Genomic DNA, 24,337 nt, shown 5'->3' with positions numbered 1-24,337 from the left:
TAAAAAAGCAGCAAATTCTGCTGCCTTTTCACACTTGTATATGCCAAAAGTCATGTGTATGTCGTAACACCGTATCTTACTGCGTATATTGCTGCTTGTGTTCGATCTCTCAGTTCTAGCTTACTAATTAAATTAGAAACGTGATTCTTTACAGTTCCCTCTGTAATGAATAACTTTTCAGCAATCTCTTTATTATTTAAACCGCGCCCAATTTCCTTTAAAACATCTACTTCACGCTCAGTTAATTGTTCTAGTTGTTCTGGTGTGGGGCACTCTACTGCTACTTTTGTCTTTTTTAATTCTTTTACAATTTGCGCTGTTATATCTTGAGGAAGCACAGCACCTCCACCGTGTACCGTTAAAATAGCTTGAACGATTGCATCCGTCTCCATATCCTTCAATAAATATCCGCTTGCCCCTTGCTCTAATGCTTCAAAAATAAGCTCACTATCACTAAAAGTCGTTAACATAAGAACCTTTATATGAGGAAACTTTTCTCTAACTAAACGAGTTCCTTCAACACCATTCATACGAGGCATCCGAATATCCATCAAAATAATTTCAGGCTGTAATTGTTTCACCTTTTGTACAACTTCATCCCCATCACTAGCCGTCCCCACCACTTCAAGTTCCGGACGCAAATTTAATATCATTGCCAATCCATCACGAATCAGTGATTGATCATCAACAATCATAATTCGAATCATAACGCTCCCCCTATTATCCATGTTTTTTCTCGCAGTGGGAATTCGATTTTTAAGCGAAAACCTTTTTCTATTTCACTCTCAAATTGAATGATTCCACCATGCTCCTCTACACGTTCTTTCATATTAAGTAACCCAAACCCAGGACTTACTTCATTGACTCCCATACCATTATCCGAAATACATAACTTAACTTGTTCCATTGAACAAACTAAACTTACTTCACACAAGCTAGCTTTCCCGTGACGTTTTGCATTCGTTAAAGACTCTTGCATAATACGAAGCAGCGTAGGCTGTAGTGACAACGGAATCTCAACCGGATCCCCTTGCAATTGAAAAGATATTTGTACTTTCGTCGCTTTAGAATATTCATGTAACATTTCACGCATATTCTCTATTATGTTCCCTAGTTTACTTTCCTCTTTTAAGGCATGCACAGAAGCTCTCACTTCTTGAAGTGATTTTCTAGCTAACCCATGACATGTATGTAATACCTCTTCTGTAGCGTCCGATTTTTGTTTCCATAAAGCCTCCGCTAGTTGTAATTGAACAAGTAAGGCAGTCATATTGTGACCGACTGTATCATGAATTTCTCGGGCAATATCATTCCGCTCCCGAACAGCAGTCAATTCTTCCACCTCTTTAGCATATAACCGTAATTGTTCATGAGCTTCTTTTAAAGCTGTATGAGATGATGCTAATTCCCCATATTGCTCATCTACCATTTGCCGAGCAGCTGTAAGTTTTTTTATTAAGTTTCCAGCTAAAGCACTGAAAACGATGAACATAAAGTTAATTGCATTACTCTCCAATTCCAGGCTCCCTGTATGTTGATACGTATGTAGTATATTTATAAACCAACAAAGAAAGAAAAAAGCGATAAAAAAATAAGTCATCCTTTTACGCCAATCATGAATAAATAATCCTACCGCATCAATTCCAAATATAATTAAATACAAACATGTCTCGGGAAATAAAAACCCTAATAATGCTGTGACAATACCGTTTGTGAGCAAGGTATAAAAAATGATTTTCCTACTCTCTTTTGCTTTTACAAGTAAAATATGATTCACAATATAAATGAAAAGTGCAATACCGACAAAAAATTGTAAATTCGCTGTTTCACGTGAAACATGATTTGCGTAAACTAAACAAATCATAACGATTGTAGCAATCCGCGCGTATCCTAACATAAAATTCCCCTCACGTTTCCGTAGCATAAAGCTCATTTCCTCATCATACTAACAAGAAAATTATACCAATTTTTACCCCTTCGTTATACAAAAAAGAGCAAGCCCTCCCTCAAAATCTGGGAAAACAACTCGCTCTTTTTCATTCTATTTTCTTTACTCTACAATATTCTCTAACTCATTATATAACTCCGCTCGCAAAAACTCTTTTTTCGTTTTTTCTTCATACAATTGTTCAAGCATTTCAACATCAACTACATATTCCATTTTACATTCGAGTGCATATATATCTTCTTCTATATGCATTAACTCGTTTTCAACTTCCTCTAAATTCCTAGACTCCTTCTTTTTTATAGGTATTACTTTTAACACTTTATTCCCTTGCTGCTTCTGTTTTGCTACTTGTTTCTCAATTCTTTCTTCCCACTTTTGACGAGCCCATGCATAGTTCCCCGCAAACTCAAATAATTTGTGCTCATCAATCCAATATGTCTTTTCAAACAATTTATTTAAGAAATAACGATCATGTGAAACAGCTAAAATCGTCCCGTTATATTGTTCAAGGGCTTCCTCTAAAACCTCCCTTGATTCAATATCAAGATGATTCGTCGGTTCATCTAAAATAAGAAAGTTAACATCTTGATACATAAGTTGCGCGAGCCTTAACCTCATTTTTTCTCCGCCACTCAGTTGCGTTACTTTCTTAAAAACAGCTGGACCATAAAATAAAAAGCGAGCTAATATATGTCTTGCCTCTCCCTCTGTTACAGCTACACAATCTCTGAAAGCTTCCAATACATTGTTCTTCATATTCCCGTACGCATGTTGCGATAAATAACCGATTTTCACACTACTACCAATCCGAATTTCTCCAGCATCTTGCTTCATTTCTTCTAATAGTAATTTTAATAACGTAGTCTTTCCTGTACCATTACGTCCGACGATAGCTGAGCGCTCCTGAAAACGAATATGCAAATTTACTTTCTCGAATAAAGATCGTTCAGCAAATCCTTTACTCACTTCTTTCATTACAACAACATCTTTTCCGCTTCTCTCTTGCCCTTCAAACTGAAGTCCCATCTGTTTTCTATCCAAAATGGGTCTCTTTAGTTTCTCTATACGCTCTAATGCGCGTTCCATATTTCTCGCTCTCTTATGCAATCCTTCATTCGGCGGATTCGCCTGATTTGCCCATTCACGTAGACGCTTAATTGCTTCTTTCATTTTCTTTATTTTCTTTTGCTGTTCTTGATACGCTTGAAATTCTTGAAGCAGCCTTTCTTCCTTTTCCTCAACAAACTGGGAATAGTTCGTATGATATACGTGAATTTCTCCATCTTCTAAATCAAAAATTTTCGTTACAACTTCATCAAGGAAATAGCGATCATGTGAAATGATCATAACTGTTCCTGTATATTCTTTTAGAAATTGCTCTAACCATTCCACTGCAAATAAATCTAGATGATTTGTTGGTTCATCTAATAAAAGTAAATCTGGTTTCTGCAATAGCATATACGCAAGACTTACTTTTGTTTGTTCTCCACCACTTAACTCCATAAATGATCGGGGAAATAGTTCCGTCACCTGTAGACCATTTGCTACCTTCATAATATTCGCTTCTATTTCGTACCCACCGAGAAACGCGTACCTTTCTTGAATTACTCCGTACCTCTCCATCAATTTTTGTAAAGCAGATGCTTCCTGTTCTTCCGCCATATTCTTTTCTAAAGCATGCATTTCTCTTTCTAATTCCTTTTCTTCTTTAAAAGCGGAGCTCAATACATCATATACAGTCATATCCTCATCAAATTTTGGAATTTGCGCCACATGACCAATACGTGTACCTTTCTTCATATGAATGGCTCCTTCGTCCAAACTCTCCATTCCTGTTAGAAGCTGCAAGATAGTTGTCTTCCCGCTACCGTTACGACCAACTAAACCAATACGTTCACCATTCTTTATTTCAAGCGATATATTTTCAAATATGATGTTTCCACCAAAAGATTTCGTTATATTATTTACACTACAAATTGTCATTTTCCGTACTCCTTTCAATATAAAAAACCATGGGAAAGAAACATTCCCCATGGTTTTTGGCATAGAAAAAGGAAGCCAAATAGCTCCCTTTTCACACGTTTATCAAAAATGGGTGAAGAGACTTCTATCGTTCAATAGCTACTATGCAATTGTTAAAAAAGGGCATACGTATCCCGTTAACAACTACATCATGAAAAATCGCACGACAAAAATAGATATAATCTAAAAATTTGGCACGCGCAGCTAAAGAACGTTTCATCTCATTCACCCCTTTCGTACGGAATTTAATACTACTTCTTTATTATACTTTCCCATTTCATGTTTGAATAGTCATTTTTCTGAAAATAATGAAGATAGACTAAACATTTCAATAAGTGACATCAAATCTTACAAAACTGTTATGTTCACGTAATGGAAAGCGATAGTACGAAAAGATGCCTCCCTATACAATAAAGTTATAAACAAGAGAGACAAAAACAAGGAGGAAAACAATCATGATGAAAGAAATCGTAAAAGCAATCTTTGAGGTATTAGTGAACGGACAAGCAGTTGTAAAAGAACTAAACGAACTATAAAAAGGAGTGAAGGAATATGATAAACATGGTGAAAATGATTTTACACGCTTTAGTCGACGCAAAAGCAGTTAGCCAAGAATTAAACCAACAATAAAAAGGGGTACATGAATATGAAGAAAGCCATTATTATGATCGCAAGTACGGCAATTGCCTTATACACAATAAAAAATAGAAAAAAGAAAAAAAATGCAAATGCTCTATATTATCCATACACACTATTGAAGAAAAAATAAAAGACAAGGTACCCTATTGTAATGAGGATATCTTGTCTTTTATTTTTCCCTATTCCCTTTAAAGGATTTCCTCCTCCTTTCCCCGAATGTATTAAGCGGGATTTTTACACATATTTTAAAGGGGCCTATATACAAATGGATACTCAACAACTATATTTTTTAAACGATATCGGTAAACAAAAACCAGAAAGCATTCGGAACAGAAGCGCTGCATGTCCTTTTTGTGACAGAGAAAATTTAACGGATATTTTAGCAGCTGAGGGCTCTATTATTTGGCTGAAAAATAAATTTCCTACATTAAAAGATACCTTTCAAACAGTGCTAATCGAAACAGATAATTGTGAAGTTCATATCGGAACATATACAGAAGAACATATGAGAAAACTAATTCGTTTCTCTATTTACCATTGGTTAAACTTACAGAATAACGAAGAATTTGCATCTGTGATTTTATATAAAAATCATGGTCCATTTTCAGGTGGCAGTTTGCACCATGCACACATGCAAATTATCGGAATGAAATATGTAGACTATCTCGAAAATGTAGAAAAGGAAAATTTCCAAGGAGTAATTGTACAAAAAAACGAACGTATTGAACTCAATATTTCAGAGCGTCCTATTATTGGCTTTACTGAATTTAACATAGTCATTGAAGATATTGCATTTATAGATGAAATGGCAAATTATATTCAGCAAACTGTACGTTACATACTGACAGATTTCCATAAAGGATGTAGTAGCTATAACTTATTCTTCTATCACCTAAATGGAAAAATCATTTGTAAAGTTGTTCCTAGGTTTGTCGTTTCACCATTGTATGTAGGGTATAAAATACCACAAGTTTCTACAAAACTAGAAGAGGTGAAAATACAACTAGCGCAGTATTTCATGAAACAAGAAGACAAAATTATTCATAAAAAAACAGAGTAGGTGTCGAAAACCTACTCTTTTATTACGCCTTTATTCCGATAATATACATCTTCTAATCCAACGTTATACTTCATATTGTTATCCGTCCACTCTGGCCCTAGATTCCCTGGCCATCCAGATGTATTTGCTATATATTTCAGTAATGCAAAATCAGTCAGACCCTTTTGCACCCCACGCTTATATCCTTTCAGTAAGTGCGGCATTGCAATTTTCGCATTTGTACGCGGATCTTTCAACTCTTCATCAGTTAAATTATCCGGTGCAAGCCCACCACCGCGGTGCAATTGAAACAATCCGAATGAAGTTCCGTTATCTCCAACACTTCTTGGATTTAACCTACTTTCATGTTCGGCAATTGTCAGAGGTATCCATTCTGGAAGGTTTACTTTCTTTGCTTCCTCTATAATAATTTGTTTCATCTGTTTTGCTTCCTCTGAATCAACATAGCTTGTCTCATTTATTAGCTTATCCATTCCTTCAGACTTCTCTTGGAAATATAAATACACTCCAAGAACAACTAAAAATCCTACAAAGAATTTCTTCACTACCTCTACCTCTTTCTCCGCTGAAATTTGTCCCCTTTCAGCCTTCCCTTTACAATTACCTACATTCTATCATTCTCTTACTCTTCCATCATAGCAAATTACTATACATATTATCATCATGCTTTAGACCGATTTCGCGAAAAATAATTGGTAAATATATGCAAAAATGTAACTAACATGGACTATAACTTATTTCTTGTATATAATTGTAAATTGAATTCTATATAGACTAGGAGCATATATAAATGAAAAAAGCCCTACTACTCTTTTTTAGCATTTTACTACTCATTCCTATACACACATCTGCGCAAACATCATCCAAGCCAAAAGTACTTTTTTTGTATAGTACAGAAGACAACAAAATTACAAACAATGTACAAATCCTTAATACTCAGTTAGGGCACTTTACAAAAGATATAACAGTAAAAAGTTTAAAAGAGATACATGAAATTAGTAACTCATCTTCTTATACACATATCGTTTATATCGAAGAGCAAAAAGAAGTTCTTTCTACTGAAGTAAAACAATTTCTAGAAAGCTTCTCAGGTCCAGTATTAGTTTTAGGTCAAAATGTTGAGCAATTATCTAATCGTTTTTCTTTCATTACCTCGGATGAAACTGATATACGAACTCATACTATAGAATATCCGACACACAAATTAAAAAATGAATTACAAGAAGAACGCTTAATGAAGAAAATTGAAGCAAAAGGAACAACTCTTGCTTACGCCTTGAGTGCCGATGGAGCCCATCCATTAATTGTTCAGCAAGGAATATCATATTATGTTGCAACTCCAAACCTTTTCGATTGGATGTCTCATTACGTCGGTGAAATGCTATTTTCTTACTTTGAACAAAAGCCGATGACAAATAAAACTTCAGCTTATTTACGTCTTGAAGACGTTCATCCAGCTGTAAATGTAAAGCAATTAAAAGAAATTGCTGAATTACTAAAAGAGAAAAACCTTCCTTATATGATTACTGTTATCCCTGTTTACAAAGATCCCGACACAGGAAAAACAGTACATTTAAAGGATAACTCTGAATTAGTCGATGTTTTACGCTTTATGCAAGATAACGGTGGTTCAATCGTTATGCATGGCTACACCCATCAGTTTTATGATAGTGAAACTGGCGAAGGTTTTGAATTTTGGGATGTAAAAACAGATCAACCAATTCGCCAACCAAACCATGAAAAATCAAAGACAAAAGAAGATTTTCAGTCTACAGAAGACTATAATAAATACGTAGAGAACGGAAAAGCCTTCGAAGAAAAATATACTAAAGATCATATTGAAAAAGGGATTACAGAGCTTGTAGGAGCGAAATTATATCCAGTTGCCTTTGAGGCTCCGCACTATACAATGTCTCAAAAAGGATATGAAATACTTTCTCAATATTTCTCTACTTATGTAGGACAACTACAACTAAACGATACAACTTGGAAATCTATGCATTCACCAGCTTATACGAGTACACCATCGTTTTTACATGGGATGAAATTAATACCTGAAACGGTTGGATTTATCGAAGAAGGCCAGCCACAAGATATTGCCAAAATGAAAGAACGTGCTTTATCTATCACTAAACTATCTGATGGAATTATCGGCGCATTCTATCACCCTTACTTAGGTGTTCAACCATTAAAAGAAGTATTAAAAGAACTAGAAAGCATTCCAAACATAGAGTGGATTGATTTACAAAAAGAAACGAATGAAGTAAAAATGAAAGATATTCATATTACTACTAATAAAGACGGCATTCACGTTGAAAAACCAACAAGTGCGAATGACATAATTAATTATATAAAACAATATGGGTTCTTCCTTATAATTGGGTTCATTATAATTGTCTTTCTTTTATTATTAAGACGTGCGAAAAAATTAGAGTCATAAAAAAACACCAAGCGAGATGCTTGGTGTTTTTTTATGACTCACTAACTTTATAAAATCGTACCGTATTCGCATATATTTGCTCAGTAACTTTCTCTACTGATATTTTTTTTATTATACTAATTTCTTGTAATACATCTTTTATCATATAAGGATGTGTCATCGTATCCTTCTGAAATTCCCATGGGCCATCTGTTTCTACCATCATATATTCAAGCGGATAATACGAAACGATTTTTCTAATTTTCTCCTTATGTAAAACATCCGGTGTGATAGAAATATAATAACCGTTCCTCATCATCCGTTTCATTGTCTCTTCACTTCCTTTAAACCAATGGAAGTGTGCGCGTGAAACTTTATATTCTTCAAGAAAATCACATACAGTGTCAGCATCTCCATAAACCGCACGCAATACAATTGGTAAATCATGTTTACTAGCTAGTTCAACAAACTTTTTTAACACCGCTATGTATGGATCGATAGCAATATTTTCATCTTCTTTCCTTAAATAATACGGGAGTCCCACTTCACCAATCGCAACAATGTCCTCTACATGAGCTTCAATTAATTTAAATATGCGCTCACATTCTTCTCTATGAATCGGCTGCTCCGGATGAAAACCTATTGCTGGATGTACAAAAGGATATCGCTTTGCTAAAGATAAAGTTTCTAGGCATGATTGATAATTCATAGATACTGCAATAAGCCCTTGTATCTCTTTACTGTTTTCCACATCTATAAGTAATCTACTTTTCTCTTCATTCTCATATTGATCAACATGTATATGGCTATCAATCCATTTCATCTTTATGCCCCCATAAAAAAAACAAGAAAGGGTCCCCCTTCTTGTTTTATCATCTATATTATTTAACAATTAAATTTGTTATTATATCAAATAATCCAATACATACTATGGCAACAGTAAAGTAGCTACAGAAATCTTTAATTGGAAACTTCACTACTTCTTCTTTACGCATCCCAGTTTTCTCCCTTCTTAATATATCCCTAATTATTTTTTATCTATTTGTATCTATTATGCAAAAAATATGACAAAATTACTATCGAATTAACTTACGTAAACCTTACAATATTGTAAGGTTAAAAAAAGAGCCTCATCTAAATAGAGATGAGGGCTATTAAAAAGTAGTTGGTTTTTCATTCTTCATTAACATTACAAACGGAAAGTGATACAGTGAGACTTTCTAGTTATACTATATGAAATTCACTATATTTTAACTATCGAATTACATTACAGAAGGCTTACATGTTTGTAAGCTATGCGTAATGTAATTCGATAGTTTCCCTTACCTATATTTCGTACAATAAAGTTAGGAAGTAAGCCAAATAAGAAGAACACTCACATAACCAAATTACATTGCTAGTAGCTACTCTTCTTATATCTTTCACTCACGCTACTACAATGTACCCCCTTCCCCTTTATATAATAAAAAAAGCCTTAGTCCATATGGACTAAGGCTTTTTCATGAACTCCAAAATACCCCTACCTAGTATTTTTATTTTCGACAAAAAATAGGTGGGGGTATAATCCGCTATCTCATCGTTAAAAGTTTACTCTTCGCATTAATAGGAATATTTACAACTTCAATTTCTTCAATTGCCTCGCCGTAGCGTCCTTTTGCGTACACCTTTAATGCCCCCTCTCTCTTTAACATATGCTTAACAGTCTTCTTTATTTTTTGCTCTCTTCCACGTTCGTCAAATGCAATAAATTCATATTCATACCACTCATCACCAATATGCTGACCAATTGTATTCACAACCGTATAATATTCTTTCGTCTTATAAAGTGGATTATATTTATCGATAACTGGTCCAAGTTTCGTAGGCAATAACATTACTACTATCACTATCATCGCTATTATAGTAGTGATCATTTTTTTCTTCATAATAAATCTTCCTCCCTTGCAGGATATATATACATCCATTTTAAAAAGAAGGAATAAAATCTACTATTGAATCTCATTACATTACACTTACATTTTTGTAAGAATTAAAAAAGGCGAACGAATTTACTCGTTCACCTTTTAGCTCGCTTTAAAACCACCGCCAAGTACATCACGCACATCGTGAATGACAACGAAGGCATCTTCATCAACCCGGCCGATAACTTGCTTTAACTTAACAAGCTCTTGTTTATTAATAACGACATATAATACTTCTTTATTTTTACCAGTATATCCGCCGCGCCCCTCTAATACAGTGACACCACGTGTCATGTTTTTCGTAATAGCTTCACGAATTAAGTCTGGTTGATTCGAGATAATCGTAACTGCAGTCTTTGTATCCATTCCTTCTACAATGAAATCAATTACTTTCGCTCCGATAAATACAGCAACGAGTGTATACATTGCCTTTTCTTGCCCTATTATAAATACAGAACCAGCAATTACAACGATATCAATAATGAGTACGCCTTTACCAACACTCCAACCTAAGTATTGATTTGCTAACTGCGCTAAAATTGCCGATCCTCCTGATGTACCTCCAGCTTTGAACATACACCCTAATCCGATACCTACAAATAGACCCGCGAATAAAGCTGCTAAGAGCGTATCACTATTTACATGATACTCAATGTGCTCTGTAACATATAAAAACAAAGATGTTTCTACAATCCCTAAAATTGTATAAACCATCGTTTTTTTATCAAAAAATTTATAACCAACAGCCAGTAAAATTGCATTTATAGCAAAATTGACAATCCCTGGCGACCAACCAAATAAATAATACGTAACAACCGTTACACCAATAATGCCACCTTCTGATAAACGGTTTGGAATTGCAAAATAATTAATACCGATTGCGAATAACAATGAACCAATTGTAATTAATGTTATCTCTTTTATACGTTGATTAACCATAGTTCATACCTCCCCCCATTTGACATTGTATCACTATCTCCTAGAGGTTTAGAAGTGGTTTTTATTACGCCATTCTTCTCATAACAGCAATGGTATTATGTTTAAACAAACACCTGATTAATTATTCATATTTGCTCTAACTGCACGAGCAAAGCGTTCCACATTACCTTTCTGAATATACTTAGCTGTTACCGTTTCCTGATTACAAGTAAACACTAATTGCGGATGAAAATTTATGTCGTCTATATGCAAATACGAATACTCTTCAAATGTTGATGGATAATACGAAAATCCTCCATAAAAGAGGAGACGTCTAGTAGTAGCAACGAAAATTCCATGCCGATATGATAAGGTAAAATCATCTTTCTCAAATATCCCTATCACAAATGCTAAAATTTGTTCATCATCCTCTACATACTTTTTCATACTTAATAAAAGTTCATTCATACATATCCCTCCAAATTCTATTCATTGCTTTAACACTTGAAAAGAATCCATGGATTATTACAGACCGGTGTAACTCTTTTATAAAGTATGAAATGCGTTTCCTGTCAAAGACATTTCAAAAAATAATCCGTTATGTGATTATACACATAACGGATTATTGCTAAACTGTAGAGCGTTCCACAAGTTTATACGGAATTTCCATCTTTTCTTGTTTAGAACCCTCATCACTTACTCGTCTGTAAAACATTTCAAAAGCCGTCTTACCTATTTCCTTTAAATTTTGGTCAATAGTTGTCAGTTGTAAAACTTGAGAAATCGGTTGATTATCAAAACCAATAATCGCTAAATCCTCCGGAACTTTAATACCTAGTTTATTAACTTCTGTCATGATCCCAATAGCAACTTCATCTCCTGCCACTATTAATGCTTCAGGTGGATTCTCCATCTCCTTAAATTGATGTGCAACTCTTACACCATCTTCTAATGTAAAGCATTCTGTGAAAATCCGATCTTCCATCACTTCTGCATCTATTAATTGTAGCTGTTGTTTATAAGCATCAAAACGTTTCTTACTACTTGGTCCTAACTTTCTTCCCGTACAATATCCAATCTTCTTATAACCTTTTTCAATAAGGTAACTCATCCCTAATTGAAAGGCATTAAAATGATCTGTATATACACTCGATATACTTTCAATATCATTATCCTCACAAGCAATAACCGCCCCATACGCTGCATACGGCTCTATAATTTCCCACTCATTGGCACGAGAACAAATGATCAGACCATCTAGTTGCTTTGTTTTCAACATATGTAAACTTTTCATTTCTTCTTTTTTATTGTAATTCGTTTGACAAAGAAGCACTCGATAATTGTGAGCTAACGCAACTTCCATCATTCCACCCACCATCGCATCAAAACACGGATGATTAATATAAGGTAAAATCACACCAACAATATTCGTCTTCCCTTTTGATAAATGAACAGCATTTGCATTTTGTGAGTAATTCAATTTCTCAACTATTTCTAAAACAACTTTCCTTTTTTCTTCACTTACATACGGATGATCATTTAATACCCTCGAAACAGTCGTAACCGAAACCCCAGCCATCTTTGCAATATCTTTAATATTAGCCATACACTCACCTCTACTTTTAACTTAATAAATCACATGAACATATGTCAAATCTTCTCATCATGACACCTTCATTCGTTTTTCTTACAAAAGTGTAATTTTCCTGTAAGCTAATTCGATAGTGACTCTCCGCTATATTTCATACAATTAAGTCAGAAACAGGGCAACAACCATTCGAAAAGGAGCGGATCTAATATGATAAACAAAATGAAAGCAAACAATTTCTTAAACACAATGGGCATGGTATTATCTGCTCTTATCGATGCAAAAGCTGTTGCTTCTACATTAAACAAGTAAGGAGAATATATTATGAATAACATCACTTTTAACAAATTAGATTTTTTAGGACTTGCTAGTGGCTCGATTCTTCTTACTGCTTTTATTTACGCCGCTACGCTTGTATAAACTTTGTGTCCCCTTTCCCCTTTATTATAAATAGTAATAGAAAAGACGACCGTCTATGCCCGGTCGCCTTTTCTTATTTTTGATTTGATTGCAAAGTTACCTTTAGCTCTTCAAATTTTTCATTTAATTGATCTGTCATCATTTTCATAGCTGTTTTCCGATCTATTTGTTCTCCCGGATCAATTTGAATCGGATCTCCAAAAATTAATTGCGCCCTTTTTCCTTTTATTAATTCTTTTACACTTGATGGACCAATATAAGCTGCCGGTACTAATGGAACGTTAGAACGCAGCGCAATCGTAACAGCCCCAGCTTTTAATGAAACATCTTCTGATGATCTCGTTCCACTCGGAAAAATCCCGACTACCTTTCCTTCTTTTAATAGGCGTGATGGAATTTTAAGTGTACTCGGTCCTGGATTCGCACGATCTACAGGGAATGCATTTACATTTTTAAAGAACCAATTTTTAAATTTCCCTTCAAACAATTCTTTTTTTGCCATGTAATGAATTTGGGTTGGATACATCCCCGTTGCTAACATTAAAACATCCATAAAACTTGTATGTGTGCACGCAACAACGTAAGGGCCACCTTCTGGTAATTTTTCTCTCCCTTGCACTTCTACCTTCCCAGCCATTTTAAATATATATTTCAACGAAAATGTAATTGGTTTATACATTTGTTTCGTTCCTTTCTGAATATCCGAAGTATAATCATTTTCTTACAACGATTATAACACTAAGTTTTAGGAGTTGGTAATAAAAATAAGTATTTATTGTTAAATTTCAATTCTTACAAAAGTGTAATTTTCTTGTAAGCTAATTCGATAGTTACTTCTTACAATATTTCATATAATTAAGTCAGAAAGAAACAAGTAAGGCGAATGTATTATGGATAACATCACTTTTAACAAATTAGATTTTTTAGGATTAGCTAGCGGCTCCCTTCTTCTTACTGCTTTTATTTACGCTGCTACGCTTATATAAACTTTGTGTCCCCTTTCCCCTTTATATAAATAGTAATAGAAAAGACGACCGTCTATGCCCGGTCGTCTTTTTAATTTTTTCTTTCCTTCAATTCTTTTAAAAGCTGTATCAGTTCAGCTTGTTGTTTTACATTCTTACGACCATTTCGATTAATTGCTGCAAGCTCGCAGGCAACTCCAGCAGCAAAGAAAAACAATAAACTTTCTAACATATAAAATCCTCCAGTTGCCTATTAAACAGCTTGGCGCAATTGCTTTCCTTGCAACATTTGCTTATTTGCATTTTCTTCTTTTCTCTGACAAACATTATTACGAATAAGCGCTGCAATAACAAATAATGTTCCTACAATATCAAATGTTGTTATTTTATACCCTTGCATCATCATAGTAACTAACGTAGTAATTGGCACAAAGTTAATAAATAAAATACCATTAATGGATGATAAGATTTTCACACCGTAGTTCCAAGCAAGTAGTGCTACGATACCTGGTAATGTCATCATAAATAACAAGTCATACTTCACAATAGAGATCGTTTCCATACTTGGAATTGATACATATCCAAGTGCCGTAATGATTACCGTTATAATCCCTGTGACAGTTGTACCAAATACACATGTCAACGTAGAATAACGTAATGTTGACCAATCGCTACATGTTTGACCACCCATCGTATAAATAACCCATCCTACAACACCAACAAATATAAATGCTAGTGAAAACATGTTATCTTTCAATGTTAAAAAGAAACTCATGTCGCCTTTCGTAATAACAAATATAGCCCCTACAAACGCGATAATCATGCTCGTTATCATATACTTCTTCGGCTTTATATGTTTATATCCCCATAAAATACAAATTGAAATCATCGGCATCAGTGCCTCCATAATAGAAGCTACCATTACACCTGATTTCCCCATTAACATTTGTCCTAGAAAAATTAATACATTATATACGGTAAACGCCATTGTTCCAAAAAAGACGAGTAACTTCCCTCTTCCTTCTAAGCGAAATGCTTTCTTTCCTTCTTTCATTAGCAATAATACAATCAGTACAATTGCTACCGCCCCATAACGAATAAACGAAAAATAAAACGGATCTATGTATTCTAGCGCATGATCAGCAACAGGAAACATCGCTCCCCATGACATACTTGCTATTAAACACGCCAAAGCGCCTATTATCATTTGACCTCTTTTCACCACAATCCCCCACTTCTTTCTATTTGCACAAAGAGAATTGTAAAAGAAAAAATATATCACGTAAAATGATTCAAAATGATGTTAAGTATCATTTATAATGATACTTAACATCAAGGGGGCATAAAATGGAATTACGAGACTTACAAATCTTCCAGAGCGTTGCTGACCGAGGTAGTGTAAGTAGCGCAGCAAAAGAATTAAATTACGTACAATCAAATGTAACAGCACGTATTAAACAGTTAGAAAACGAATTAAAAACACCGCTCTTTTACCGTCATAAACGAGGCATGACTTTAACAGCTGAAGGTAGAAAAATGCTCGTCTATGTTAATAAAATTTTGCAAGATGTTGAAGAGCTAAAACAAGTATTTTTAGATAGTGAAACACCATCAGGCATATTAAAAATCGGTACAGTCGAAACAGTAAGTACATTACCTACCATTTTGTCTTCTTACTATAAAAGCTATCCAAATGTCGATTTATCATTACAAGCCGGTCTAACGGAGGAACTTATTAGAGAAGTTCTTGATCATCAATTAGATGGCGCCTTTATATCAGGTCCTATTAAACATCCACTAATTGAACAATGCGATGTTAGTACAGAAAAATTAATGCTTGTGACACAAAATAAAGCTTTTCATATAGACGAATTTACAACGACGCCCCTACTAGTTTTTAATCAAGGATGTGGATACCGTTCCAAACTAGAGCGCTGGCTGAAAGATGAAGGTTTGCTACCAAAAAGAATTATGGAATTTAACATATTAGAAACAATATTAAACAGTGTTGCACTCGGCCTTGGAATTACACTCGTACCACAGTCTGCCGTTCAGCACCTTTCTACAGCAGGTAAAGTACACTGTCATCCGATTCCCGAAAAATACGGCAGTATTTCAACTGTTTTCATACGCCGGAAAGATAGCTACATGACCAATTCGATGCGCAGCTTTTTAAAAACAATTACGGAGCACCATCATATCAATATGCTTTAAAAGACATTCTTACACGAATGTCTTTTTTTCTTACAAAAGTGTAATCCTCCCGTAAGCTAATTCGATAGTTGTAACTACCTATATTTCATATAATTAAGACATAAAGCAGGGCAACAACAATTCGAAAAGGAGCGGATACGCATGATGAACAAAATGAAATCAAACAAATTTTTAAATACAATGGGCATGGTGCTATCCGCACTTGTCGATGCAAAATCTGTTGCAACTACATTAAACAAATAAGGAGAGATTATAATGAGTAACATTACTTTCAACAAATCAGACTTTATCGGACTTGCAAGCGGAGCAACTCTTCTTACAGCTTTCATTTATGCACTTGCTCAAAGTCTTGTTTAATACTTTGTTTCCCCAAACCCCTTTATATAGAAAAGGCTGCTCGTCTTATAGACAAGCAGCTTTTTAGTTTGTTTCATATATAATTTGACCTGTTTTCGTCATATCGTATCCGCCAATCGCTTTTAATTCATCATGAAATTCTTCCGATTGCAGAATGTCTTTCATGACTTCGATCAGCTCTTCATTTTCTTTATTCTTCAAAATCACTAAATCATACTGCTCTTTCATGATTGGAATAAAGTCTACGTTCACAATTTGTGAAAACTTTTCTGATCCTACCCCAACATCAGCTTTTCCATTCGCAACTTGCGAGGCAACACCAAGGTGATTCGATTCTTCCCATTCATACCCGCTAATATCTTCTTTATTTATTTTTTGAATTCGCAATTGCTCATCCACTAATACCCTAATACCAGAACCCTTTTCTCGATTTATAAATCGTATAGATGACTGAGATAAATCAGCCCATGTTTTTATATTTTTTGGATTCCCTTTTTGCACATAAAACCCAACATTCCTTGATAATAAATTAATCATAATACATGGTTGTCCGACTAAAATACGTTTTACGTAAGGAACATTATACGTACCCGTTTCCCCATCAAACAAATGCAAACTAACGACGCTTCCTTCTCCTTGATACATCTTCACCAAACTCGTTAAACTACCTTGATACGCTCTTAATATATTAGAATTTGGCATACGATTTTCTATACGTTTTGCCAGCATATCTAACGTTAGTTCTTGCCCGCTAATAATACATGTATTCGAGGTACTATTACCATCGTTCTTTACAGGAACAACTTGCACCTTACCAGTTTTCATTTGCTTTATATATTGTTCTAAATCCGCTGCATCAATGCGCATCTGTCTACCAACTCTATAAGAAGGCAGTTCTCCTTTTTTAATTAAGTCGTATACAGTTAGTTTTGATACTTTTAATCGCTTTGCTACTTCTTCCGTTGTGTAGGAATGATGATCCATAGACGATTCCTCACTTTCTTCCTTCATTGTAACAAAGAAAAGAATATTTCTCCTATTTTTTAAAAACAACCATATCGTTCAAATTATATTCAATTATAACTAGTTATAATTAGTTATAATTAGTTATAATTAAATATGTCGAAACGAAAGGGGATTTTCTTATGAACAAATTCACATTACGATCTATTGGGGCACTTATACTTTCTTTCCTTCTTATATTTAGCGCTGCTTGTACAAGTGTGGAAAAGAAAGAAAGGTCAGCTGCTAAAGAGGGACAAACAATCGAACTGACTATATCAGCTGCTGCTAGCTTACAAGATGCATTAAAAGAAATTGAAAAGCAATATAAAGAGAAAGAACCAACTATTCAACTTTCTTTTAACTTCGGTGCTTCTGGTGCACTTCAACAACAAATTGAACAAGGCGCACCTGCTGATTTATTCTTCTCTGCAGCAGAAGATAAATTCCAAACTCTTGTTAAAAAAGGATTCATCGATGAAAAAGAAGGGAAAAATCTTCTTGGAAATGAACTAGTTCTAGTTGTCCCAAAAGATAGTTCTCTTGCAAAATTCCAAGATTTAAAAGATGAAAAAATCAAGAAAATTGCACTTGGTACACCTGAATCCGTACCTGCGGGAAAATACGCAAAGGCTTCTCTCACACATGAAAATCTTTGGAATGACATTCAAAATAAAGTCGTATTTACAAAAGACGTTCGCCAAGTGTTAACATATGTAGAGACAGGCAATGTCGATGCTGGTATCGTATACAAAACAGATGCTCTTATTTCAGACAAAGTAAAGATTGGTGAGACAGCAGCAGCTACTTCTCATGAGCCAATTCACTATCCTTTAGGTGTTATAAAGGAATCTAAGCATAAGAAAGAGGCGACTTCATTTTATGAGTATTTGCAGTCAAAAGATGCACAATCTATCTTTAAAAAATATGGATTTACAGTCCTATCATAATTGCCATGAGCTTTGATGCTATTTTGTCACCGATCTTTCTATCTTTACGAGTAGCTGCATACGCCACCATTATCGTTACAATTTTAGGGACGATTATCGGGCGAGCGCTAGCACGCTCCTCATGGAGATATAAAGTAATATTAGAAACGATTTTCTTATTACCAATGGTACTTCCGCCAACTGTAATTGGCTTTTTTCTCATCATCATTTTTGGACATAATAGTCCCATTGGAATGTGGATAGAATCATTGTTTCAGCAGTCCATTATGTTCACATCTACTGCTGCGATCATCGCTTCTACAGTTGTTGCATTTCCGCTTATGTACCAATCAGCAAAAACAGGATTTTCTATTGCGAATGTACAAATTGAAGAAAGTGCTCGTGACCTTGGTGCCAGTGAATATCAAGTTTTCCTGCACGTGACACTCCCACTTGCATTTCCTGCCTTATTAAGCGGAATGATTTTGAGCTTTGTTCGTGCGCTCGGTGAGTTTGGTGCTACACTCATGTTTGCTGGGAACATTCCTGGTAAAACACAGACTATCCCAACTGCAATTTATATGGCGATTGATGCAAGTAATATGCAACTCGCCTGGACACTTGTAGTTATCACTATTAGTATGTCACTTCTATTTCTGCTATGTATTCAGCTTATTAATAAAAGAATTACTAACTCTTAAAGCAGCTTTTTTCGAAGCTGCTTCTTTATTTCTTAGGAAATAAAATATACCGATGGTAAATAACTGAATTTTACCTTTTATTAAAATATACATTTTATTTGAATTCACTTTCTAAAATAGGCAATTTCCTGTTATTATATGGAGGTGTTTCAAAAAATGAAGAAATGAAAACGCATTTATATCGTAAGTTCTTCATCCTGTTTTAGCGATCGGTAATCTTCTACTCTATTAGTGGGGCATTACCGATCGTTAGAACGATATTTAATTATATTGGTATAGAAAACCGAAGGGAGTCTTGTAATGGACATTTTATTAGCGCTTCTTCCTGCAATCGCATGGGGAAACATCTTATTAGTAAGCGTAAAAATGGGCGGTGGTGCATACAGCCAAACGGTAGGTATGACAATCGGTGCTCTATTCTTCGCAACAATTATGTATGTATTTACTCAACCAACTTTAACAATGACAGTCTTGATTGTTGGTTTTATTTCAGGTTTATTCTGGGCTTTAGGACAAGTAAACCAATTAAAAACAGTTGAAAAACTAGGTGTTTCAACTACTGTAACTATTTCTACTGGTATGCAGCTTGTTGCAACTTCTATCTTTGGAGTTATCGCTTTCCGTGAGTGGACTACTACTACGACGATTGTTCTGGGAACGATTGCAATCCTATTAATCGTAGTCGGTGTTGTATTCACATCACTAGACGATAAAGAAAATGCTCAGCCACCAGGACAATTGAAAAAGGGACTTCTCACTTTAATTGTTTCTACTTTTGGCTATCTTGTATACGTAATTATTATTCGTTGGTATAACATTGATGGTTGGTCTGCTATTTTACCACAAGCAGTTGGTATGTTTGTTGGTGCGGTTGTACTGACATCTAAACATAAACCATTTAACAAATATGCAATTCGTAATGCTTTATCTGGTTTACTATGGGGAACAGGAAACTTATTCTTACTTCTTTCATTACCACGTGTCGGAGTAGCAACAAGCTTCCCATTATCTCAAACTGGAATCGTTATCTCAACATTCGGTGCGATTGTATTCTTAGGTGAAAAGAAAACAAAACGTCAATTGATCTTTATTGCACTAGGTAGTGTTTTAATTATCGGTGGCGCTGTATTGCTTGGTATGACGAAAGCATAAGCTTATAATTTATCAATCCCTGAAGCATAAATGCTTCAGGGATTTTTGATTATAACTATTTTTCAAATATAATAATCTTCATAGTTCTTTTTATATAGCCTCCCTTCCCTCCAATTGTATTCTCTCCACTACAAGCCGTTTCTTTTTACAAAATTCTCTTAAAAATGGTATCGTTTTTATAACATATTCTCATCAGAAAGGAATAAAGGATATGCCTAATAAACATCGAATTTTATTTATTGGTGCCGGTCGTATGGCAGAAGCTATATTTGCTGGACTACTTACAACAAGTAAAGAATACATCGAAGAAATTATTGTTTCCAATCGAAGTAACATAGAAAAACTAACGCAACTACAAACTCAATATGATCTATCGATTACAACGGATTGGAAGCAGCATATTAAATCTGTAGATACAATTGTTTTAGCAATGCCGCCTGTTGCACATGAACAGCTATTAGCGGATCTATCGCCTCTTCTAACTGATCAATTTGTCGTGACAGTTGCTGCCGGAATCGGACCATCTTATCTAGAAGAAAGACTTCCTCAAGGGACACCTGTTGCCTGGATTATGCCAAATACAGCTGCTGAAATTGGCAAGTCTATCTCTTTATACACGACGGGAAATTCCGTAGAGCAACGACATCATGAAACGTTACAACTTCTTTTAAGAGGTATTGGTACCTCGCAGTTTTGTACCGAAGAGGAAGTTCACCAACTTACCGCAGTTACTGGTAGTGCACCTGCTTTTCTCTATCACTTTGCTGAAGGTTTAATTGAAGCAACGAAAAGCTATGGAATTGATGAGGAAACAGCAAAACATCTTGTCATTCAAATGATCGCTGGCTCTGCCGCTATGCTCCAGCAAAACCAGGATCCAGCTATGTTACGTGAACAAGTAACAACACCAGGAGGTTCAACGGCTGAAGGTTTAAAAGTTCTATATGAAAATAATTTTTCAGAAGTCATTCAACAAGCAATTGAAGCGACCAATAAAAAAGCTAGGGGGAATTAATATGACTTTAACAAGTTTAAACGACTACACAACATTACATAACGGCGTAAAAATGCCTTGGTTCGGTTTAGGTGTTTTTAAAGTAGAAGACGGATCAGAAGTAATTGATTCTGTAAAAGCAGCTATTAAAAATGGATATCGTAGTATCGATACAGCTGCCATATATAAAAATGAAGAAGGCGTTGGACAAGCAATCCGTGAATCAGGTATTCCACGTGAAGAATTATTTATCACATCAAAAGTATGGAATAGCGATCAAGGTTACGAGTCAACATTACAAGCATTTGAAACTACATTAGAAAAATTAGGTCTGGAATATTTAGATTTATATTTAGTACATTGGCCTGTAAAAGGAAAATACACTGAATCATGGAAAGCTTTAGAGCAACTTTATAAAGATGGTCGTGTGCGCGCTATTGGTGTGAGTAATTTCCATATTCACCATTTGCAAGACGTATTTGAAATTGCTGAAATTAAGCCTATGGTTAACCAAGTGGAATACCATCCACGTTTAGCACAAGAAGAATTGCACACTTTCTGTAAAGAGAATGGTATTCAGCTTGAAGCTTGGTCACCATTAATGCAAGGACAACTACTAGATCACCCAACATTACAAGAAATTGCTACCAAATATAATAAATCGACTGCACAAGTGATTCTACGCTGGGATCTACAAAATGAAGTTGTAACGATTCCTAAATCAATTAAAGAACACCGTATCATTGAAAATGCGAACATCTTTGATTTTGAATTAAGCTCGGATGATATGAAAGCAATTCAAGCTTTAAATGAAAATCACCGTGTTGGTCCAGATCCGGATAACTTTAACTTCTAATAGGGAAACCACTGCCATATGCAGTGGTTTTTTTATTTTTTGATAAAACTGAAAATTTAAACTATATTTCATTTGATTGACACTTCATTATATAAGGTGTAAGATTTTGAATTATCAAAGAAACACAAAAATTAATAAAATTCATTTGTTTACTCATTGTATCAAGAGAGGTGGAGGGACTGGCCCTTTGAAACCTCGGCAGCAGGTTCATTTTGAATACTGTGCCACTTCCTGCAAGCTTTGTGCTTGAAAGATAGAATGAGGGACTTCGTTTATATACGGGTGCATAACTTGTACGTAAAAATCCCTCTTTCTCAATACGAAAAGAGGGATTTTTTGTTTTTCATTCCCTCATCATCCAATCTTATTAACTATTTAGGAGGAAAATCAAATGAAAAAGAAGTTTGTACCCGGTATTGCATCAGTTGTAGGAGTAAGTATTTTATTATCTGGTTGCGGTAGTTATAAAAATGAAGCGAGCGGAGCAAATGCAAAAGACGAGGCACCTAGTAAGCAAGTTTTAAACTTATCTTCACCTACTGAGATTCGAACAATGGATACGGCTCGTGCTACAGATACTGATTCTGGTCAAGTAATGAGAAACGTATTTGAAGGTTTGTATAATCTTGGTGAAGGTAACAAACCTGTCCCTGGCGTTGCAAAATCTCATGAAGTAAGTGCTGATAAAACAAAATACACATTCCATTTACGAGATTCAAAATGGTCAAACGGCACTCCTGTTACAGCGAAAGATTTTGTCTTCGCTTGGCAAAGAGCTGTCGATCCAGCAACAGCCTCTGAATATGCATTTCTATTCTTTGATATAAAAAATGCAACAAAAATTAACAACAAAGAACTTCCAGCCGACCAACTTGGTGTAAAAGCAGTTGATGACCATACGTTTGAGGTAGAATTAGAGCGTCCTGTTCCATATTTTATTAGCTTAACAGCGTTCCCAACATTTCTACCAATTAACGAGGAATTCTTTAAAGCACAAGGTGATAAGTACGCTTTAGAAGATAATACAGTCTTGTACAATGGAGCTTTTACACTAAGCGATTGGAAGCACGAACAAAGCTTTAAATTTAAGAAAAACCCTACCTATTGGGATAAAGATACTGTCAAACTAGAAGAAATCAATTTTAACGTCGTAAAAGAAAAATCAACAGAAGTAAACTTATTCGAATCAAAACAATTAGACCGTATAAAATTAACATCTGACTTCGTTGATAAATATAAAAAGGATGCGAACTTTAAAGAACGCCCGAACGTAGGCGTACAATTTTTACGTATGAATCAACAAAATAAAATACTTCAAAACGTTTCTGCACGCCAAGCAATCGATCAAACAATTGATCGAAAGTCCTTTGTAAATACGTTATTAAATGATGGCTCTACACCAACTTTTGGTCTCGTTCCAAAAAACTTTGCAAAAGGATCTGATGGAAAAGACTTCCGTACTATAAACGGAGATTTAACCAAAGTTGATACAAAATCGGCACAAGAGTTATGGAAAAAAGCTAAACAAGAGCTTGGTTCTGAAAAGATCACATTAGAATTATTAACAAGTGATGCTGACCTTGATAAGAAAACTGGTGAGTTCTTAAAAGGGCAACTAGAAAAGAATTTAGACGGATTAACAGTAAATGTAAAGCCACAACCACGTAAACAACAAGTTTCACTTTTATTAAAAGGTGACTATGAAATCGGAATTGACGGTTGGAGCCCTGACTTTGCTGATCCAATTACATTCCTTGAATTGTTTACAACAAATAACCCTTACAACTTAGATCATTACTCTAATAAGGAGTTCGATGAAACAATTGAGAAAGTTAAAACGACTTTAGCTGGTGATGAAAAAGCTCGCTGGGAAGCATTACTAGCATCCGAGAAAATATTATTTAAAGACTCTGTTATCGCTCCTCTTTACCAAAAAGGTGAATCTTATTTAGAGCGATCTTTTGTTAAAGGCATTGTGCAAGTAGACTTTGCTGGTCAATTAAACTTCAAATGGGCACAAATTGAAAAATAAAAGGCAAGCTGAATTGAAGTTTTTCTATCCACACCAATTGTTTTATTGGAAAAATGTATTAAAAGCGGATTCTCAATAAGAGAAGATCCGCTTTTTTAATATATTATTTTAAAAAATCAATGCTCCACTTTTTATTATTGACATATAGTTCTTTTCAGTG

Annotated in this window: 27 protein-coding genes and 1 riboswitch; of the genes, 13 read left to right on the top strand and 14 right to left on the bottom strand. The window is 34.9% G+C overall.

Annotation, left to right across the window (positions count from 1 at the left end; genetic code table 11):
- Window positions 1–50 precede the first annotated feature (50 nt).
- The 4 genes from BAU27_RS20740 to BAU27_RS33240 all read right to left on the bottom strand — a co-directional run bounded on the left by BAU27_RS20740 (window position 51) and on the right by BAU27_RS33240 (window position 4,190).
- Window positions 51–707 carry a response regulator gene (locus BAU27_RS20740; protein WP_071744520.1) on the bottom strand — a complete coding sequence of 219 codons (657 nt, stop codon included), beginning with the start codon at window positions 705–707 and terminating at the stop codon, window positions 51–53.
- Window positions 704–1,897, bottom strand: coding sequence for a sensor histidine kinase (locus BAU27_RS20735; protein ID WP_071771789.1), 1,194 nt, complete (start codon window positions 1,895–1,897; stop codon window positions 704–706). The genes BAU27_RS20740 and BAU27_RS20735 overlap by 4 nt, the downstream gene beginning before the upstream one ends.
- 153 nt (window positions 1,898–2,050) lie before the next feature.
- Window positions 2,051–3,931 carry a ribosomal protection-like ABC-F family protein gene (abc-f, locus tag BAU27_RS20730; protein WP_071771788.1) on the bottom strand — a complete coding sequence of 627 codons (1,881 nt, stop codon included), beginning with the start codon at window positions 3,929–3,931 and terminating at the stop codon, window positions 2,051–2,053.
- A 124-nt stretch (window positions 3,932–4,055) separates the two neighbouring features.
- Window positions 4,056–4,190, bottom strand: coding sequence for an RAxF-45 family protein (locus BAU27_RS33240; protein ID WP_079999070.1), 135 nt, complete (start codon window positions 4,188–4,190; stop codon window positions 4,056–4,058).
- A gap of 420 nt (window positions 4,191–4,610) precedes the next feature.
- Between BAU27_RS33240 and BAU27_RS20725 the strand changes: the two genes are divergently transcribed.
- Window positions 4,611–4,739 (top strand): spore coat protein B, encoded by a 129-nt coding sequence (locus BAU27_RS20725; protein ID WP_071744517.1) that lies wholly within the window; start codon window positions 4,611–4,613, stop codon window positions 4,737–4,739.
- 135 nt (window positions 4,740–4,874) lie between these two features.
- A complete protein-coding gene (locus BAU27_RS20720) occupies window positions 4,875–5,669 on the top strand; it encodes a DUF4931 domain-containing protein (RefSeq protein WP_071771787.1) in 795 nt (264 codons plus the stop codon).
- Window positions 5,670–5,680: 11 nt separating this feature from the next.
- On the opposite strand, the gene BAU27_RS20715 is transcribed toward BAU27_RS20720, so the two are convergent.
- Window positions 5,681–6,214 carry a transglycosylase SLT domain-containing protein gene (locus BAU27_RS20715; protein ID WP_071771786.1) on the bottom strand — a complete coding sequence of 178 codons (534 nt, stop codon included), beginning with the start codon at window positions 6,212–6,214 and terminating at the stop codon, window positions 5,681–5,683.
- A 245-nt stretch (window positions 6,215–6,459) separates the two neighbouring features.
- On the opposite strand from BAU27_RS20715, the gene BAU27_RS20710 reads away from it, so the two are divergent.
- Window positions 6,460–8,109: a DUF2334 domain-containing protein gene (locus BAU27_RS20710; RefSeq protein WP_071771785.1), complete on the top strand. Its 1,650-nt coding sequence runs from the start codon at window positions 6,460–6,462 to the stop codon at window positions 8,107–8,109.
- Between the two features lie 31 nt (window positions 8,110–8,140).
- Here BAU27_RS20710 and BAU27_RS20705 read toward each other — a convergent pair whose 3' ends face one another.
- From BAU27_RS20705 to BAU27_RS20680, 5 genes are all read right to left on the bottom strand, one after another.
- Window positions 8,141–8,911, bottom strand: a complete 771-nt coding sequence (locus tag BAU27_RS20705) for a TatD family hydrolase (protein ID WP_071771784.1) — start codon at window positions 8,909–8,911, stop codon at window positions 8,141–8,143.
- 745 nt (window positions 8,912–9,656) lie between these two features.
- Window positions 9,657–10,013, bottom strand: coding sequence for a YxeA family protein (locus BAU27_RS20695; protein ID WP_071744512.1), 357 nt, complete (start codon window positions 10,011–10,013; stop codon window positions 9,657–9,659).
- A gap of 138 nt (window positions 10,014–10,151) precedes the next feature.
- Window positions 10,152–10,988, bottom strand: coding sequence for a YitT family protein (locus BAU27_RS20690; protein ID WP_071744511.1), 837 nt, complete (start codon window positions 10,986–10,988; stop codon window positions 10,152–10,154).
- A 117-nt stretch (window positions 10,989–11,105) separates the two neighbouring features.
- Window positions 11,106–11,435 (bottom strand): PH domain-containing protein, encoded by a 330-nt coding sequence (locus BAU27_RS20685; protein WP_071744510.1) that lies wholly within the window; start codon window positions 11,433–11,435, stop codon window positions 11,106–11,108.
- Between the two features lie 160 nt (window positions 11,436–11,595).
- Window positions 11,596–12,573, bottom strand: coding sequence for a LacI family DNA-binding transcriptional regulator (locus BAU27_RS20680; RefSeq protein WP_071744509.1), 978 nt, complete (start codon window positions 12,571–12,573; stop codon window positions 11,596–11,598).
- A gap of 306 nt (window positions 12,574–12,879) precedes the next feature.
- Here BAU27_RS20680 and BAU27_RS20675 point away from each other — a divergent pair, with 306 nt between their 5' ends.
- Entirely contained in the window at window positions 12,880–12,975 is a 96-nt protein-coding gene (locus BAU27_RS20675) for a DUF3948 family protein (protein WP_001059999.1), read from the top strand.
- A gap of 73 nt (window positions 12,976–13,048) precedes the next feature.
- Here BAU27_RS20675 and BAU27_RS20670 read toward each other — a convergent pair whose 3' ends face one another.
- Window positions 13,049–13,654: a lysophospholipid acyltransferase family protein gene (locus tag BAU27_RS20670; RefSeq protein WP_071771783.1), complete on the bottom strand. Its 606-nt coding sequence runs from the start codon at window positions 13,652–13,654 to the stop codon at window positions 13,049–13,051.
- Window positions 13,655–13,865: 211 nt separating this feature from the next.
- Here BAU27_RS20670 and BAU27_RS20665 point away from each other — a divergent pair, with 211 nt between their 5' ends.
- Window positions 13,866–13,961 carry a DUF3948 family protein gene (locus tag BAU27_RS20665; protein WP_071744506.1) on the top strand — a complete coding sequence of 32 codons (96 nt, stop codon included), beginning with the start codon at window positions 13,866–13,868 and terminating at the stop codon, window positions 13,959–13,961.
- Window positions 13,962–14,031: 70 nt separating this feature from the next.
- On the opposite strand, the gene BAU27_RS20660 is transcribed toward BAU27_RS20665, so the two are convergent.
- Window positions 14,032–14,172 carry a YrzO family protein gene (locus BAU27_RS20660; RefSeq protein ID WP_071744505.1) on the bottom strand — a complete coding sequence of 47 codons (141 nt, stop codon included), beginning with the start codon at window positions 14,170–14,172 and terminating at the stop codon, window positions 14,032–14,034.
- 21 nt (window positions 14,173–14,193) lie between these two features.
- Complete coding sequence (locus tag BAU27_RS20655) at window positions 14,194–15,162, bottom strand: DMT family transporter (protein WP_071771782.1); 969 nt, start codon at window positions 15,160–15,162, stop codon at window positions 14,194–14,196.
- 125 nt (window positions 15,163–15,287) lie between these two features.
- Here BAU27_RS20655 and BAU27_RS20650 point away from each other — a divergent pair, with 125 nt between their 5' ends.
- Both BAU27_RS20650 and BAU27_RS20645 read left to right on the top strand, forming a co-directional pair.
- A complete protein-coding gene (locus tag BAU27_RS20650) occupies window positions 15,288–16,154 on the top strand; it encodes a LysR family transcriptional regulator (protein ID WP_071771781.1) in 867 nt (288 codons plus the stop codon).
- A 255-nt stretch (window positions 16,155–16,409) separates the two neighbouring features.
- A complete protein-coding gene (locus BAU27_RS20645) occupies window positions 16,410–16,511 on the top strand; it encodes a DUF3948 family protein (protein ID WP_071744502.1) in 102 nt (33 codons plus the stop codon).
- A 63-nt stretch (window positions 16,512–16,574) separates the two neighbouring features.
- Here BAU27_RS20645 and BAU27_RS20640 read toward each other — a convergent pair whose 3' ends face one another.
- Window positions 16,575–17,522, bottom strand: coding sequence for a helix-turn-helix transcriptional regulator (locus BAU27_RS20640; protein WP_083596095.1), 948 nt, complete (start codon window positions 17,520–17,522; stop codon window positions 16,575–16,577).
- A gap of 134 nt (window positions 17,523–17,656) precedes the next feature.
- Between BAU27_RS20640 and modA the strand changes: the two genes are divergently transcribed.
- The 6 genes from modA (at window position 17,657) to BAU27_RS20610 (ending at window position 24,177) form a co-directional block, all read left to right on the top strand.
- The gene (gene modA / locus BAU27_RS20635) at window positions 17,657–18,463 is read left to right on the top strand and encodes a molybdate ABC transporter substrate-binding protein (RefSeq protein ID WP_071744501.1); all 807 of its coding nucleotides are present in this window, start codon (window positions 17,657–17,659) and stop codon (window positions 18,461–18,463) included.
- A 5-nt stretch (window positions 18,464–18,468) separates the two neighbouring features.
- Window positions 18,469–19,143: a molybdate ABC transporter permease subunit gene (modB, locus tag BAU27_RS20630; protein WP_071771780.1), complete on the top strand. Its 675-nt coding sequence runs from the start codon at window positions 18,469–18,471 to the stop codon at window positions 19,141–19,143.
- A gap of 300 nt (window positions 19,144–19,443) precedes the next feature.
- Window positions 19,444–20,295, top strand: a complete 852-nt coding sequence (locus tag BAU27_RS20625) for a GRP family sugar transporter (RefSeq protein WP_070140575.1) — start codon at window positions 19,444–19,446, stop codon at window positions 20,293–20,295.
- A gap of 211 nt (window positions 20,296–20,506) precedes the next feature.
- Window positions 20,507–21,310 (top strand): pyrroline-5-carboxylate reductase, encoded by an 804-nt coding sequence (gene proC / locus BAU27_RS20620; RefSeq protein WP_071744499.1) that lies wholly within the window; start codon window positions 20,507–20,509, stop codon window positions 21,308–21,310.
- Between the two features lies 1 nt (window position 21,311).
- The gene (locus BAU27_RS20615) at window positions 21,312–22,145 is read left to right on the top strand and encodes an aldo/keto reductase (RefSeq protein ID WP_071771779.1); all 834 of its coding nucleotides are present in this window, start codon (window positions 21,312–21,314) and stop codon (window positions 22,143–22,145) included.
- Between the two features lie 155 nt (window positions 22,146–22,300).
- Window positions 22,301–22,405, top strand: a riboswitch (SAM riboswitch).
- Window positions 22,406–22,536: 131 nt separating this feature from the next.
- Window positions 22,537–24,177, top strand: a complete 1,641-nt coding sequence (locus BAU27_RS20610) for a peptide ABC transporter substrate-binding protein (RefSeq protein WP_071771778.1) — start codon at window positions 22,537–22,539, stop codon at window positions 24,175–24,177.
- Window positions 24,178–24,337: the final 160 nt, after the last annotated feature.

This window comes from Bacillus sp. NH11B (assembly GCF_001884205.1).
Lineage (GTDB): Bacteria > Bacillota > Bacilli > Bacillales > Bacillaceae_G > Bacillus_A > Bacillus_A proteolyticus.
This window is presented reverse-complemented; position numbering and strand designations above follow the sequence as displayed.

Bases quoted from the DNA above. Each gene is read 5' to 3' on its own strand.
- BAU27_RS20740 (WP_071744520.1), bottom strand. From the start codon at position 707: ATGATTCGAATTATGATTGTTGATGATCAATCACTGATTCGTGATGGA.
- BAU27_RS20735 (WP_071771789.1), bottom strand. From the start codon at position 1,897: ATGTTAGGATACGCGCGGATTGCTACAATCGTTATGATTTGTTTAGTT.
- abc-f (WP_071771788.1), bottom strand. From the start codon at position 3,931: ATGACAATTTGTAGTGTAAATAATATAACGAAATCTTTTGGTGGAAAC.
- BAU27_RS33240 (WP_079999070.1), bottom strand. From the start codon at position 4,190: ATGAAACGTTCTTTAGCTGCGCGTGCCAAATTTTTAGATTATATCTAT.
- BAU27_RS20725 (WP_071744517.1), top strand. From the start codon at position 4,611: ATGAATATGAAGAAAGCCATTATTATGATCGCAAGTACGGCAATTGCC.
- BAU27_RS20720 (WP_071771787.1), top strand. From the start codon at position 4,875: ATGGATACTCAACAACTATATTTTTTAAACGATATCGGTAAACAAAAA.
- BAU27_RS20710 (WP_071771785.1), top strand. From the start codon at position 6,460: ATGAAAAAAGCCCTACTACTCTTTTTTAGCATTTTACTACTCATTCCT.
- BAU27_RS20705 (WP_071771784.1), bottom strand. From the start codon at position 8,911: ATGAAATGGATTGATAGCCATATACATGTTGATCAATATGAGAATGAA.
- BAU27_RS20695 (WP_071744512.1), bottom strand. From the start codon at position 10,013: ATGAAGAAAAAAATGATCACTACTATAATAGCGATGATAGTGATAGTA.
- BAU27_RS20690 (WP_071744511.1), bottom strand. From the start codon at position 10,988: ATGGTTAATCAACGTATAAAAGAGATAACATTAATTACAATTGGTTCA.
- BAU27_RS20685 (WP_071744510.1), bottom strand. From the start codon at position 11,435: ATGAATGAACTTTTATTAAGTATGAAAAAGTATGTAGAGGATGATGAA.
- BAU27_RS20680 (WP_071744509.1), bottom strand. From the start codon at position 12,573: ATGGCTAATATTAAAGATATTGCAAAGATGGCTGGGGTTTCGGTTACG.
- BAU27_RS20675 (WP_001059999.1), top strand. From the start codon at position 12,880: ATGAATAACATCACTTTTAACAAATTAGATTTTTTAGGACTTGCTAGT.
- BAU27_RS20670 (WP_071771783.1), bottom strand. From the start codon at position 13,654: ATGTATAAACCAATTACATTTTCGTTGAAATATATATTTAAAATGGCT.
- BAU27_RS20665 (WP_071744506.1), top strand. From the start codon at position 13,866: ATGGATAACATCACTTTTAACAAATTAGATTTTTTAGGATTAGCTAGC.
- BAU27_RS20660 (WP_071744505.1), bottom strand. From the start codon at position 14,172: ATGTTAGAAAGTTTATTGTTTTTCTTTGCTGCTGGAGTTGCCTGCGAG.
- BAU27_RS20650 (WP_071771781.1), top strand. From the start codon at position 15,288: ATGGAATTACGAGACTTACAAATCTTCCAGAGCGTTGCTGACCGAGGT.
- BAU27_RS20645 (WP_071744502.1), top strand. From the start codon at position 16,410: ATGAGTAACATTACTTTCAACAAATCAGACTTTATCGGACTTGCAAGC.
- BAU27_RS20640 (WP_083596095.1), bottom strand. From the start codon at position 17,522: ATGAAGGAAGAAAGTGAGGAATCGTCTATGGATCATCATTCCTACACA.
- modA (WP_071744501.1), top strand. From the start codon at position 17,657: ATGAACAAATTCACATTACGATCTATTGGGGCACTTATACTTTCTTTC.
- modB (WP_071771780.1), top strand. From the start codon at position 18,469: ATGAGCTTTGATGCTATTTTGTCACCGATCTTTCTATCTTTACGAGTA.
- BAU27_RS20625 (WP_070140575.1), top strand. From the start codon at position 19,444: ATGGACATTTTATTAGCGCTTCTTCCTGCAATCGCATGGGGAAACATC.
- proC (WP_071744499.1), top strand. From the start codon at position 20,507: ATGCCTAATAAACATCGAATTTTATTTATTGGTGCCGGTCGTATGGCA.
- BAU27_RS20615 (WP_071771779.1), top strand. From the start codon at position 21,312: ATGACTTTAACAAGTTTAAACGACTACACAACATTACATAACGGCGTA.
- BAU27_RS20610 (WP_071771778.1), top strand. From the start codon at position 22,537: ATGAAAAAGAAGTTTGTACCCGGTATTGCATCAGTTGTAGGAGTAAGT.